Source organism: Flavihumibacter sp. ZG627 (assembly GCF_000814325.1).
In the GTDB taxonomy this organism is placed as follows: Bacteria; Bacteroidota; Bacteroidia; order Chitinophagales; family Chitinophagaceae; genus Flavihumibacter.
In genome coordinates, this window is record NZ_JPHF01000010.1 from 60670 (window position 1) to 73107 (window position 12438).

Genomic DNA, 12438 nt, shown 5'->3' on the forward strand with positions numbered 1-12438 from the left:
GAATATTGGTTGCTCCAAATGTATATTTGCAGATGTCAAAGAAAGCCGTCATTTTGGATATGGATGGTCTGCTGATAGATTCCGAGCCCTACTGGCAGGAAGCAGGCATTGAAACGCTTTCTGGTTTCGGTATCAGACTGAGTGCTGAACAATACCATTCCAGTACAGGCTTAAGAACTATTGAATGGATAGACCATTGGTTCAACTATTTCGGGGTAGATCATGCACATGCAACAACAGCCATTCAAAATATTGAAGAAGCAGCTTTGCAAAAAATAAAAGCTTCCGGTCTTCCCATGCCAGGGGTTGAGCATATCATTAATTTTTTTCTTCAGAAAGATTTTCGGATCGGGCTTGCATCCTCTTCTCCAATGCGCCTTATCAATATGGTAGTGGAGAAATTAGGCATTGGGCCCTATCTTGATAATATCACTTCTGCTGGCGAACTTCCTTTTGGCAAACCTCACCCACAGGTATTTCTAGAGTGCGCATATCAACTGGGTGTTAAATCATTTCACAGTGTTTGCTTTGAAGATTCATTCAATGGTATGATTGCAGCTAAGGCCGCCAAAATGAAATGTGTGGTAGTGCCTGCAACCGATCAGTATAATGAACTCAAATGGGGAGCTGCTGACCTGAAGTTAAGATCACTCGTTAATTTCAACGAGTTGTTGCTGGAAGGTTTATGGAAATAATAAAAAAGGCCGTCTCTAATGAGACGGCCTTCTAATTATTCGCATGATCTATTTCATCTTGAAAGTTTCTAAGAACTTGGTAGTGAAATTTCCGCTTCTGAAATCTTCGTTCTGCATCAGTTGCAGGTGAAACGGAATAGTTGTCTTAACGCCTTCAATCACATATTCACTCAAAGCACGATACATGGTATTGATCGCTTCATCTCTTGTTCGTGCAACCGTAATGAGCTTTCCTATCATTGAATCATAGTAAGGCGGAATGGTATATCCTGCGTATACATGGCTATCTACCCGCACACCATGACCACCGGGGGTATGAAGTGTTGTAATCTTACCCGGACTTGGACGGAAATCATTATATGGATCTTCAGCGTTTATCCGGCATTCGATGGCATGCATTTGTGGTTCATAATCCCTTCCGCTGATGGGCTCTCCCATTGCTATTTTGATCTGTTCTTTGATAAGATCAAAATTTATCACCTCTTCCGTAACGCAGTGTTCAACCTGGATACGGGTATTCATTTCCATGAAATAAAAATTGCGGTGCTTATCCACCAGGAATTCGATTGTACCAACGCCTTCATAGCTGATAGCCTCAGCTGCCTTCTTGGCTGCCTCTCCCATTGCAAAACGAAGGTCGGGTGTCATGAATGGCGAAGGTGATTCTTCAACCAGCTTCTGGTGCCGGCGCTGGATAGAGCAATCACGCTCACTGAGGTGGCATACCTTACCATAACGGTCACCCGCAACCTGAATTTCAATATGACGGGGATCTTCCACGAATTTCTCCATGTAGATACCATCATTCTTGAATGAGGCCAGTGCCTCCGCTTTGGCATTATTATATGCCCGCTCCATCTCTTCTTTCGCCCAAACTACGCGCATACCTTTACCGCCACCACCTGCAGTTGCTTTGATGATGACCGGGTAGCCCATATTTTCAGCTACCGTATAGGATTGGTCAAGACTCTCCAATAGGCCCTCACTACCAGGTATAACCGGAACTCCGGCTTTGATCATAGTTTCCTTGGCGGTGATCTTATCACCCATGGCCCTGATCTGGTCGGGCGTGGGACCAATAAATTTGATATTATGCTCGCCGCATATCTCTGCAAAACGAGCATTTTCTGCCAGGAAACCATATCCCGGATGAATAGCATCAGCATTGGTTATTTCTGCAGCTGCCATCAGGTGAGGGATGTTCAGATATGAATCAGCGCTTTGAGGGCGGCCGAGACAAACTGCCTCATCGGCAAATTTTACATGTAGACTATCTTTATCAGCAGTAGAATAAACAGCTATCGTTTTGATCCCCATCTCCCGACAGGTACGGATCACGCGAAGCGCAATCTCGCCACGATTGGCGATTAATACTTTTTTAAACATCTTCCATTTTGGTTTGGTGGAACTTAACCATTGATTTAAGCAGGCTCAACAAGGAACAGCGGCTGGTCATATTCAACCGGCGAAGCATCTTCAGCAAGAACCTTTACGATCTTACCTTTTACTTCACTTTCAATTTCATTAAAAAGTTTCATTGCCTCAATGATGCAAACAACTTTACCCTCAGACACTTCGTCCCCCACTTCAACCAAAAGTGGTTTGTCAGGTGAAGGTCTACGGTAGAAAGTTCCGATCATCGGACTTTTGATAGTGACCAGGTTGGAGGGAGTGGCTTCTGATGCCTTAGGTTTCTCTGCTACTGGCGATGATGATGATGCGGATTGAGGTGTAGCAGCAGCTGCCGCTACAGGTGCCGATGGTGCCTGCGCATAAACCGGTGCAGCCATCACCTGCTGAATGTTGTCTTGTTTTTGCTTAATCGTAACCTTGAACCCCTTCTCCTCAATACTCAATTCACCGATGTTCGATTTGTTGATCAGTCGGATCAACTCCTGAATTTGTTTGAAATCCATTGTACTGAATTTACCGTTGGTGATTATTTTGGCGGCTAAGATAGGGAAAAAGATTACCTAAAAGAAAACCCCTCCGAAGAGGGGCTGTATATCTTATTATTCTTTTACCCTTTCAACATAATCTCCTGTCTTGGTATTGACCCTGATTAATTCCCCTTCGTTCACAAAAAGAGGAACCATAACTGTTGCTCCGGTCTCTACAGTGGCAGGTTTTAAAGTTCTTGTTGCTGTATCTCCACGCATTCCAGGTTCGCTGTAGGTAACTTTCAAAACGATCTTGTCAGGAAGTTCAATACTCATCGGAGTATCCGTTTCTGTATTTACCAGAACAGAAACTTCCTGGCCATCTTTAAGGAACTGTGGAGCATCTACCAATGTTTCCTGCGCAATGATTTGTTCGAAAGTTTCATTATCCATGAAATTATATCCTGAATCATCTTTATAAAGAAACTGGAAATTCTTTCTTTCAACGCGGATAGGGTAAATAGTATCACCGCTGTTCCAGGTTTGTTCAATGGAACGGTTATTATCAACTCCCTTTAATTTAGCCCATACCTTTGCGGCTGCACGTGCTGTCTTGTTTTCCCCGAATTCAACGATTTTATAAAGGCTGCCATCAAGCTTAATGATAAGGCCCCGGCTGATGTCCGATGTATTTGCCATAACGAATTACAATTTTCTGAATGCAAAATAGATTTGAGGGGGCAAAATTACTGTAATTCGGTAAAAGGGCAATGAAACAGGAGCGTTATTTACGGCAGGCCCTAGCAGTTGTCTTTCTTATCTATCATGCTCAATGGATTCCATAATTCAACACGTATCACCTTTTGTTTGTATATCTCTACAACACCGTTGCGTCCCTTCTCTCCGTATTTCTCAACTGCCGCATCTCCCTTTAATACTTTCATATCCCTGATCTCATCATTAGAAAGTGCATTAACCTGTTCGCGTGTTGCTTCTTTTCCATCCACTATATAAAGTACGTTGGCCGGAATATCACCGCCCTCACGAAGGCTTACCTCAATTACGCCAAACTGTCCTTGCTGGCCGTATTTATCGGTGGCTGTTTTACCTTTCAATACATTCATAGATTCAATCTGAGAAGGTGGAATCTGCCGAAGCATGGCCATGGTCATTTTCCTGTTACCTGCTATGACCATAGGTTCCTGGTTGATTTTGTTGGTCTGGACAACTATGTTAACATTATCCGGTAGGTCAGGTAGTGCAGGTGGAGCGGGAGGCGCGGGAGGCGCGGGAGGTGCCGGTGGCGCTATCTGTCCTTTTACTGCCGGAGGAGCCGGGGGCGCAGCAGGTGCAGGTGGGGGCGGTGGTGGAATTTCACCATACTGTGCTTCATAAGACTTACTGGCATTCCACTCAGTTAATTGCACTGCCTTTATCAGCTTTTTATTATTGTCTTTTACAATAACGATGCACTCTCCATGGTTGTCGGCAATTGTTACATAGTATCCCTTTTCATTAAGTCCATTTTTCCAAACCTTTCTTTTTTCAGGAACAGTATCTGTAGCAAATTGGGGAACTACATCATTAAAAGTATATCCCGGAATAAAATTCATCCCAGACATTCCTACAACTTCGTTTTCCTTCTTATTATCTTCCTGTTTGCGGAAGGCCAGTAATAATACCGCTATTACCGGAACTGCAAAGGCAAATTTTACCAGGTGTAACCTGGCTGTTCTGATCTTGTTCATCATGGCAATCCTGTTTTTTAATGCTGAAATATTAAGGTGGCTGGCCATGCTGAAATGACGTTGCCCCACCACCTTTAAAAGAAGATATTGATATTGTGTACGGTCAACGCCATTCACCAGTACCTGCCTGTCGGCAATAAATTCAAGGTTCTGACGAATAGCTTTTCTAAGTAACCAGGCAAAGGGATTGAACCAGCATAAAACCACCAGCAACTCAGATAATATCACATCAACAGTATGATGCTGGCGCACATGCACCATTTCATGGCGAATGATCTCTTTCAGTTCAACCTCTTCATGCTGGGATGGATTAATATATACAGCCGCGCCAAATGAGAAAGGAACGATTGCCTCTTTTACTTCATACAATCTGACATTGCCATCCACAAAAAGCTTTGCCCGTGAATGCATCCTTAGGAGCGATGCATATTGAATAATAAGTCGCACAAACATAACACCCACACCCACACCAATCAATATTGTCAACCATTTCCAATTGTACAGGGGATTTTGCTGTAATGCAGTTTCAGTAGCCGGGAAATCACCAATAGCAGGCATATATTGAAGAAAACTACTATCCTGCGGTGAACTGTCAAGCCACCAGTATATATCCATAAATGGCAACAGGAAACACATCAGGGCATATACCAGAAGGTACCACCTGTTCCATTGATAGAACGTCATCTGTCGCAAAAGCAGGAAATAAAAGATATAGACAGCCGCGAGGCTTATGGACATCTTCAGGATATAAACAAGTATTGCCGGCATGGGGATGGCTTATGGGGTTGGTTTATTTTTTTCTTTCAATCATTTCCAGAATTTCCTGCAACTCATCTTTACTAAGTTGTTTCTGCTCAACGAAAAAATTCACCATGGCCTTGTAAGAGTTGTCAAAATAATCCTGGATGAAATTATTCATGTATCCCTGTTTATACTGTGATTCGGTTATTGTTGGCCGGTACATATACATATTACCTACCTGCCGGCTTTGCAGGTATCCCTTTTTCTCCAGATTCTTGATAGTAGATGCAAGTGTAGTATAAGGAGGTAGAGGTTCTTCCATTTTCTCAAGAAATGATTTTACATTTCCCTCACCGGTCAGCCATACTGCCTGCATGGCCTCCTCCTCCTGAACAGTTAATCTTTCCATTTCTACGAACTTTTCGTAAATCTACGAAATAATCGTAGCATTTCAAATATTTCTTGTTAAATAAAATAAAAAGAGGGTTGGAAAGGGTTGCTCCTCGCTATTTTTAAGGCATGAAACTCTCTGTATACTTTCTGAAAGCAACCCAATTCAGGGTATGGTCATGTCTGGCATTTTTTATAGTAGTTCTATTATACAGTCCCAATACAGTTGCCCAGGCTAACGATAGTCTTCCCCCGCCTTATAAAAGATTTCCGGTTCTCCCTCCGTTTGAATTAAAAGGAGTGAATGACAATCTGATAAAAAGGGATGATATGGCAAAACGAAAAGCAACCATAGTGATATTTTTTAGTCCTGATTGCCATCATTGTATTGAACAGTTCAACCAGATGAACAATGTAAAAAAAGATATTGAAAAACATAACCTGGTGATGGCCACCTACCAACCCATGGAGCAGCTTCAGGAGTTTTACAAGCAGTATGGCCTTGAAACCTGGAAGAACCTATATATAGGCCGTGATGAGAAATATTTCCTCCCCACCTATTACCGGTTGTCGAATCTTCCCTTCATTGCTTTATATGACCGAAAAGGCAAACTCATCGAAACGTTTGAAAATACAACCCCTGTTGCCAGGATACTTTCCACATTGGAACAGTAGTGCCTTTCATAAAAATAATTGAAGCTTCCCCCCTACCTTTGCTGCGCAAATAAATCATATCACATATAAATTTTTCCAAATGAAAGTTACTGTAGTAGGTGCCGGAGCCGTAGGCGCAACCTGTGCCGATAACATTGCCCGCAAAGAACTTTGCGAGGAGCTGGTATTGCTTGATATCAAGGAAGGACTTGCAGAAGGCAAGGCCCAGGACATGATGCAGACAGCCGCGCTGCTTGGATTTGATACGCGTATTATTGGCTCTACCAATGATTACAGCAAAACTGCCGGTAGTGATGTAGTAGTGATCACTTCAGGTATTCCACGTAAGCCAGGAATGACAAGGGAAGAATTGATCGGCACCAATGCAGGTATTGTGAAAACCGTTTGTGAGAACATTTTAAAATATTCTCCTGAGGCAATTATCATCGTGATCAGTAATCCGATGGATACAATGACACAGCTTGCCATAACATCATCGGGGATTCCAAAAAACCGCATCATCGGCATGGGTGGTACGCTTGACAGCGCCCGCTTCAAATACCAGCTCAGCCAGCGTTTGGGTTGTTCACCAGCCGACCTGAATGCACTTGTTGTGGGTGGCCATGGTGATACAACAATGATCCCGCTTATTCGCTTTGCTACCTGGAATTCTATTCCGGTAACCAAATTCCTCAGTGAAGAAGAGCAGCAGCAGGTTATTGCTGATACAATGGTAGGTGGCGCTACGCTTACCAAGCTTATAGGAACATCTGCCTGGTATGCCCCGGGTGCAGCCGGAGCAGCACTTGTTGAAAGCATTCTTCGTGATGAGAAAAAATTATTCACCTGCTGCGTACAGCTTGATGGTGAATACGGACAGAAAGATATTTGCCTGGGAGTACCAGTCGTAATTGGCAAAAACGGATGGGAGAAAATTGTTGATTTTGATCTTAACGATGCAGAAAAGGCATTATTCCAAAAGAGTGCTGAGGCCGTAAGGACTATGAATGATGTATTAAAGACCTTATAATAAAAGCCTGTAATGGTAAAAAACCGGCATTCGCCGGTTTTTTTGTGCTTTTTATCGAAAAAAACCGGCAAACTATTTTGATGACTAAAGGAAACGATTAGATTTGTACTCAGTACGCTTGTCCCATACCTATTTAAAGCTCCTCAAGGCCTCCGGCCCGCTTTACCAAACGCCTCAAAGGCATTTATTTCTGAAACCTATTCAAACAAAAAGAGTATGAACAAGCCCTTACTAACCGTAGTATTGCTGCTCACCGGATTGATCGCTACCGCACAAGACCTCGAACTTCCAAAAGAAAGAGACCCTCTTGTAAATCAAACCATCAGTCCATACGCGAACCCGCGTATCAACCCAGGAAAGAATTTTCGTATTAACCCAAAGCACAACTGGAATATTAATCCGGCTATGAACGAGGGTATTAACCCTGAAAAAAACAAGGTTATAAATCCGAAGTTCAACAAAGATTTCAGTCCGCTATACAACCACAGTATCAATCCGATGTATACGTTCAGCCTTCATCCGCTGAGCAATAATAACTGGCTCGGATATTACATGTTTGACAAAGACAGTAAGCTAACGGGATACATGGTAATAGCAAACCAGTTTGTGATCCTCGATTTTGATGATAAAGGAGTATGGCGAGGATACCTGGTTAAGACCAGTTCCAATACCTTCAATTATTTCAATCTGCAGGATGAATGGACCCGCACATTTTATTGTGAGGATTCAATGGTAGGCTTCAATCATTTTGACAGCGCCGGTGAATGGACCGGTAATTTCGCCAAATAATCAGGTAGCTGAAAGCATACGCTGGGCTGCCGCTTTAATGCCCCCGAGGTCAATTTTCATCATACAGTTGAAATGACCTTTGGGGCATTTTTCATATCCGATCTTGGAGCAGGGACGGCATCTTAGTCCCTTTACTTCAAAACTATCATACATTCCTGCTGCATTACGGACAGCATTTCCAAAGTAGGGATACATCCCAAATTGGGGGATTGTATTACCCCATACAGTAATGATCTTTTTATTGAAGGCAGCACCAATATGCATCAGCCCGGTATCATGCGTGATCAGTAATTTAGCCTGCTGCACAAGATGGGCCGATTCATTGAGGCTAAACTTACCACATGCATTGTATATTTTAACGGGGTCAGTTTCGGCCAATACTTCACCCATGATCCGATCTTCCTTTCCTCCCAGTAAAACAATAGGATGATCTATCATTTGCACCAGTTCTTTCAACCTGTCGAGCGGTAATCTCTTGGTGGAATGTGCGGCACCCACTACAATGGCTATATATCCGAGCTGATGGGAAGCAGGAATATCATTCTGGGAAATCTGTTCATCAGCAGGAATGTAATAATCCAACCCGGCCCCATCATTTTTAACTCCAAGATGTTCCACCGTCTTTAAATACCGATCAGCAATATGGATTGAGGGCAGGAGGTTCAGCTTCAGGTTAGTCATCATCCATTTCTGGATATTGAGCTTATTGAAACTATGTGCTTTGCATTTTAGTGCCCGCTTAACCTTCAGGGTCCTGAGATTGTGATGGAGATCTATTATATGATCAAATTTCTCTGCTTTCAGTTCCTCAATTGTGTTATCGAGATTATCGTTGAGAACATGAAGCTTATCAATATATGGATTAGCTATTAATACCGGTAGGAATGCTTTCTTGGTGAGATAATGCAGTTCAACCCCTGCCAGTTGCTTTTTTACACAGCGTATAACCGGTGTTGTTAGTACTATGTCACCAATAGATGAAAAGCGTATAATGAGGACTTTCATGCAGGGCTTTTTTTGGAGACTATTCTTCTACATAATTAAGGTCTTTGCCAAATGTTTCACGGGTATATGCAGCTGCCACAAATGTGATAACCATGATCACAACTGCCGTAATGATACCGCTTTGAACATAACTATAACTTACCTGTAGTCCTGTAAATAATAAAGCAATCAGGTTCAGGGAACCCCTAACCATATTAGGAACAGTTGTAGCTGCAGTAGCTCTGAGATTGGTTCCAAACTGTTCAGCAGCCATTGTAACAAATATTGCCCAGAAGCCAGTACCAAATCCCAGCAATGCGCATGCCCAATATAATTCCTGTACTGTAGCCTGTTGCAGGTTGAAGAACCAGATCATTCCTATTATCGTTAGACCATAAAATATAAAGAGTGCCTTCTTCCTGCTTTTTAGAACCTGGCTTACCAGTCCCACGGCAATATCACCCAAAGAAATAGCCGCATAGGCATACATGATAGATTTACCCGGATCTATATCACCCACTACTCCCATTTGCTTTCCGAATTCTTTTGAAAAGCTGACCAGTATCCCAATCACAAACCAGGTTGGCAAACCTATCAGTATGCTTAGCATATACTTTTTAAACCGAACTGCATTGTTGAAGAACATCAGGAAATTACCCTTGCTGACTTTACTGTCCCTAACATCCTTGAACATTCCGGATTCGGCAACTTTGATCCGAAGAAATAATAACATGAATCCAAGTGCTCCTCCTATAAAATAGCAGGTTCGCCAATGGAAATTTTCTTTCATGATATAAGCCAGCACAGCGCCAGACAATCCAATACCGGCTACTAGTGATGTGCCTACACCTCTCCGGTCTTTGGGCAATAATTCACTCACCAGCGTGATACCTGCACCGAGCTCTCCCGCCAGTCCGATACCCGATATAAGTCTTACCCATGCATACTGATCAACGTTTTGAACAAAGCCATTCGCAATATTTCCCAGCGAGTATAAAATGATGGACGCAAACAATACACTAAGTCTTCCTTTTTTATCAGCAAGCACACCCCATAGAATACCACCGATGAGAAGACCCATCATCTGCATATTAATGATGTACAATCCATCATCCCGAATCTGGTCTTCTGATAATCCAAGTTCCTGCAGGCTGGGAACCCTGATGATGCTGAAAAGCAGCAGGTCATAGATATCCACGAAGTAACCCAATGCTGCAACGATTACAGCCACATTGAAAACAGAACCTGATCGGGCAGCAGTTTGGTTCATTGGTATGCAGGATTAATTTTCAGCTTTCTCTTTTGCCATTTTCTTTCTTTTGCCACTGATTACTTTCCAGGCAACGGGAGCTGTTGTGACCAGAACAATCACAATTATGATCACTTCAAGATGTTCTTTTAACTCAAAGCCGAATTGATTCTTGACCCAAAGCTGAAGGAAATGTCCCCCCATTATCATACTAACCACCCAGGCCAAACATCCGACAATATTATAGAAAGCGAATTTCTTCTTATCCATGCCCACTATACCGGCAATAATAGGTGCAAAAGTGCGCACTACCGGAAGGAAACGGGCAAATACAATTGCACCACCACCATGCTTATCATAGAACTCATGGGCTTCTTCCAGGTAATGTTTTTTGAATAACAGATTATCCTTCCACCTGAACATGGATGGACCAATTTTTCGTCCAAACCAGAATCCAACCGTATTGCCTATAATACCTCCAAAGGAGATAAGGCCGATCAGGAGAAGAAGGTCGAGCCATTCATTACCTCTGCCATCCATACCTATTATTTTCCATGCTTCATTGGCGAGCGGACTGCTATAAATGCCGGCAACAAAAAGCAGGCTGTCGCCTGGCAAAAAGAAGCCAGCGAACAATCCCGTTTCGGCAAATACAATCAGTAACAACATCCACAAGCCACCATAAATAATATAGAACATTGGATTGAGAAGGTCTTTCCAGGAGAAATGTTTTTTGACGACCACTGTTTTATTCTCAGGTAACTGATCGATGGTGAAGCTGGTAGAATCATGATCTACTGCCTTAACAACAGCCTTCTCACCCGGTTGCAAAGAAACGGATGCATATCCTTCCTTATCAGCAACATAATCCTTAATGCCAGTCGTTGTTTCCAATGTGAACTCCGAAACAGGACCTTCATACTGGTTAAGAAATCTTACACGCACATCCTGCTGCGCAATGACCGGCATAAACAACATGAAGCCAATCAGTACCAGCAGAAACCCTTTAAAATGTTGTATCATATCTATTCTTCTTCTGTTTAAGACTCTAACTCTCCTTCCCATTTACTTACAGCAGTAGTTGCAAGTGCATTTCCAAGAACATTTGTCATACTGCGGAACATATCGCAGAAATGATCAATCGGCAATATTAGTGCGATACCTTCCGGCGGAATATTGAACATGGCAAGCGTGGCGGTTACCACCACCAGTGATGCCCTTGGAACACCTGCTATACCTTTGCTGGTGAGCATCAATACCAGCAGCATAGTAATTTGTGTGCCAAGGTCCAAATGTATGCCATATGCCTGGGCAATTGCTAAACTGGCAAAAGTCATATACATCATACTTCCATCGAGGTTAAAACTATAACCAAGGGGAAGAATGAAAGCAACTATCTTATCCTTACAACCAAAACGCTCAAGTTCTTCAGTTAGTTTTGGAAAAACAGCTTCGCTGGATGTTGTACTGAATGCTATGAGTAGCGGCTGGGCGATCCGACGTAGTAAAACCGGCATACGGTTTTTAAGGATCATGAACCCAACAAGTAATAATATGGCCCAAAGTACAATTATACCAATCATGAAATAAAAAAGGTACAGACCATAAAACCGGAACACTTCCAGCCCCTTTATGGCTATAACTGCTGCGATGGCACCAAAAACTCCAAGAGGAGCAAATGCCATAACATAATTCACCATTTTCAGGATGATATGGGCAACCCCATCGAGCGCCTTTATCACCGGCTTTGCATAATCGCCAATTGAAGTTGCTGCTATACCAAAGAAAATACTGAATACCACCAACTGCAAAATTTCATTGGTGGCCATCGCCTCCACTACGCTTTTAGGAAATACATGTTCCACAAAATTAGTAATGGAGAATACCTTGGTCTTTCCTATCAGGTCCTGCGCACCTGAGGTATCGGCATTGCTGAGGTCAATAACCGAACCGGGCTCAAAAAAGTTCACCAGCAGCATTCCGATCAGCAGGCTGGCCAGTGAAGCTGTAATAAACCAAAGCAAGGCTTTGCCTCCCACCCGGCCTACCGCTTTCAGGTCTCCCAACTTGGCGATCCCCACAACCAATGTAGAGAAAACAAGTGGTGCAATGATCATTTGTACCATCCGTAAAAAGATGGTGGTCAGTATTTTTATATTATCGGCAAAACTTGTCAGGAATCCGGGGCTGGCATTGTGGTGTACAATATAGCCCACCATTACTCCCAATACCATAGCTACCAATATATAGAGGGTTAACCTGTTTTGTTTTACCATTA

Annotated in this window: 13 protein-coding genes; 4 read left to right on the plus strand and 9 right to left on the minus strand. The window is 42.8% G+C overall.

Going from position 1 to position 12438, the window contains the following annotated elements:
* Nucleotides 1–32 precede the first annotated feature (32 nt).
* A complete protein-coding gene (gene hxpB, locus HY58_RS16005) occupies nucleotides 33–695 on the plus strand; it encodes a hexitol phosphatase HxpB (RefSeq protein ID WP_039134313.1) in 663 nt (220 codons plus the stop codon).
* A 48-nt stretch (nucleotides 696–743) separates the two neighbouring features.
* Here the strand turns inward: hxpB and accC are convergent, their stop codons facing one another.
* The 5 genes from accC to HY58_RS16030 all read right to left on the minus strand — a co-directional run bounded on the left by accC (nucleotide 744) and on the right by HY58_RS16030 (nucleotide 5473).
* Nucleotides 744–2081 (minus strand): acetyl-CoA carboxylase biotin carboxylase subunit, encoded by a 1338-nt coding sequence (gene accC / locus HY58_RS16010; RefSeq protein ID WP_039134316.1) that lies wholly within the window; start codon nucleotides 2079–2081, stop codon nucleotides 744–746.
* Nucleotides 2082–2116: 35 nt separating this feature from the next.
* Nucleotides 2117–2611 (minus strand): acetyl-CoA carboxylase biotin carboxyl carrier protein, encoded by a 495-nt coding sequence (gene accB / locus HY58_RS16015; RefSeq protein ID WP_039134318.1) that lies wholly within the window; start codon nucleotides 2609–2611, stop codon nucleotides 2117–2119.
* A gap of 96 nt (nucleotides 2612–2707) precedes the next feature.
* On the minus strand, nucleotides 2708–3274 hold the full coding sequence (gene efp, locus HY58_RS16020; protein WP_039134321.1) for an elongation factor P: 567 nt from the start codon (nucleotides 3272–3274) through the stop codon (nucleotides 2708–2710).
* A 101-nt stretch (nucleotides 3275–3375) separates the two neighbouring features.
* A complete protein-coding gene (locus tag HY58_RS19045) occupies nucleotides 3376–5091 on the minus strand; it encodes a M56 family metallopeptidase (protein WP_082022199.1) in 1716 nt (571 codons plus the stop codon).
* A 22-nt stretch (nucleotides 5092–5113) separates the two neighbouring features.
* Nucleotides 5114–5473: a BlaI/MecI/CopY family transcriptional regulator gene (locus HY58_RS16030; protein ID WP_039134324.1), complete on the minus strand. Its 360-nt coding sequence runs from the start codon at nucleotides 5471–5473 to the stop codon at nucleotides 5114–5116.
* Between the two features lie 110 nt (nucleotides 5474–5583).
* Between HY58_RS16030 and HY58_RS16035 the strand changes: the two genes are divergently transcribed.
* The 3 genes from HY58_RS16035 (at nucleotide 5584) to HY58_RS16045 (ending at nucleotide 7927) form a co-directional block, all read left to right on the plus strand.
* A complete protein-coding gene (locus tag HY58_RS16035) occupies nucleotides 5584–6129 on the plus strand; it encodes a redoxin domain-containing protein (RefSeq protein WP_039134326.1) in 546 nt (181 codons plus the stop codon).
* Nucleotides 6130–6208: 79 nt separating this feature from the next.
* Entirely contained in the window at nucleotides 6209–7138 is a 930-nt protein-coding gene (mdh, locus tag HY58_RS16040) for a malate dehydrogenase (protein ID WP_039134335.1), read from the plus strand.
* 216 nt (nucleotides 7139–7354) lie between these two features.
* Nucleotides 7355–7927, plus strand: a complete 573-nt coding sequence (locus HY58_RS16045; RefSeq protein WP_052324219.1) for a hypothetical protein — start codon at nucleotides 7355–7357, stop codon at nucleotides 7925–7927.
* On the opposite strand, the gene HY58_RS16050 is transcribed toward HY58_RS16045, so the two are convergent.
* The 4 genes from HY58_RS16050 to HY58_RS16065 are packed head-to-tail and all read right to left on the minus strand — an operon-like array spanning nucleotide 7928 to nucleotide 12436.
* Nucleotides 7928–8932 carry a glycosyltransferase family 9 protein gene (locus HY58_RS16050; protein ID WP_039134338.1) on the minus strand — a complete coding sequence of 335 codons (1005 nt, stop codon included), beginning with the start codon at nucleotides 8930–8932 and terminating at the stop codon, nucleotides 7928–7930. It abuts the gene before it with no gap.
* A gap of 19 nt (nucleotides 8933–8951) precedes the next feature.
* A complete protein-coding gene (locus HY58_RS16055) occupies nucleotides 8952–10181 on the minus strand; it encodes an MFS transporter (RefSeq protein WP_039134340.1) in 1230 nt (409 codons plus the stop codon).
* Between the two features lie 12 nt (nucleotides 10182–10193).
* Complete coding sequence (locus tag HY58_RS16060) at nucleotides 10194–11183, minus strand: DedA family protein (protein ID WP_253271593.1); 990 nt, start codon at nucleotides 11181–11183, stop codon at nucleotides 10194–10196.
* Nucleotides 11184–11200: 17 nt separating this feature from the next.
* Complete coding sequence (locus HY58_RS16065; RefSeq protein ID WP_039134342.1) at nucleotides 11201–12436, minus strand: dicarboxylate/amino acid:cation symporter; 1236 nt, start codon at nucleotides 12434–12436, stop codon at nucleotides 11201–11203.
* Between the last annotated feature and the right edge of the window lie 2 nt (nucleotides 12437–12438).

What these genes read in the sequence shown, in the direction of transcription:
- efp (WP_039134321.1), bottom strand. Translation starts at nt 3,274, where the DNA reads ATGGCAAATACATCGGACATCAGCCGGGGCCTTATCATTAAGCTTGAT.
- mdh (WP_039134335.1), top strand. Translation starts at nt 6,209, where the DNA reads ATGAAAGTTACTGTAGTAGGTGCCGGAGCCGTAGGCGCAACCTGTGCC.
- accB (WP_039134318.1), bottom strand. Translation starts at nt 2,611, where the DNA reads ATGGATTTCAAACAAATTCAGGAGTTGATCCGACTGATCAACAAATCG.
- HY58_RS16050 (WP_039134338.1), bottom strand. Translation starts at nt 8,932, where the DNA reads ATGAAAGTCCTCATTATACGCTTTTCATCTATTGGTGACATAGTACTA.
- accC (WP_039134316.1), bottom strand. Translation starts at nt 2,081, where the DNA reads ATGTTTAAAAAAGTATTAATCGCCAATCGTGGCGAGATTGCGCTTCGC.
- HY58_RS16035 (WP_039134326.1), top strand. Translation starts at nt 5,584, where the DNA reads ATGAAACTCTCTGTATACTTTCTGAAAGCAACCCAATTCAGGGTATGG.
- hxpB (WP_039134313.1), top strand. Translation starts at nt 33, where the DNA reads ATGTCAAAGAAAGCCGTCATTTTGGATATGGATGGTCTGCTGATAGAT.
- HY58_RS16055 (WP_039134340.1), bottom strand. Translation starts at nt 10,181, where the DNA reads ATGAACCAAACTGCTGCCCGATCAGGTTCTGTTTTCAATGTGGCTGTA.
- HY58_RS16060 (WP_253271593.1), bottom strand. Translation starts at nt 11,183, where the DNA reads ATGATACAACATTTTAAAGGGTTTCTGCTGGTACTGATTGGCTTCATG.
- HY58_RS16030 (WP_039134324.1), bottom strand. Translation starts at nt 5,473, where the DNA reads ATGGAAAGATTAACTGTTCAGGAGGAGGAGGCCATGCAGGCAGTATGG.
- HY58_RS19045 (WP_082022199.1), bottom strand. Translation starts at nt 5,091, where the DNA reads ATGCCGGCAATACTTGTTTATATCCTGAAGATGTCCATAAGCCTCGCG.
- HY58_RS16045 (WP_052324219.1), top strand. Translation starts at nt 7,355, where the DNA reads ATGAACAAGCCCTTACTAACCGTAGTATTGCTGCTCACCGGATTGATC.
- HY58_RS16065 (WP_039134342.1), bottom strand. Translation starts at nt 12,436, where the DNA reads ATGGTAAAACAAAACAGGTTAACCCTCTATATATTGGTAGCTATGGTA.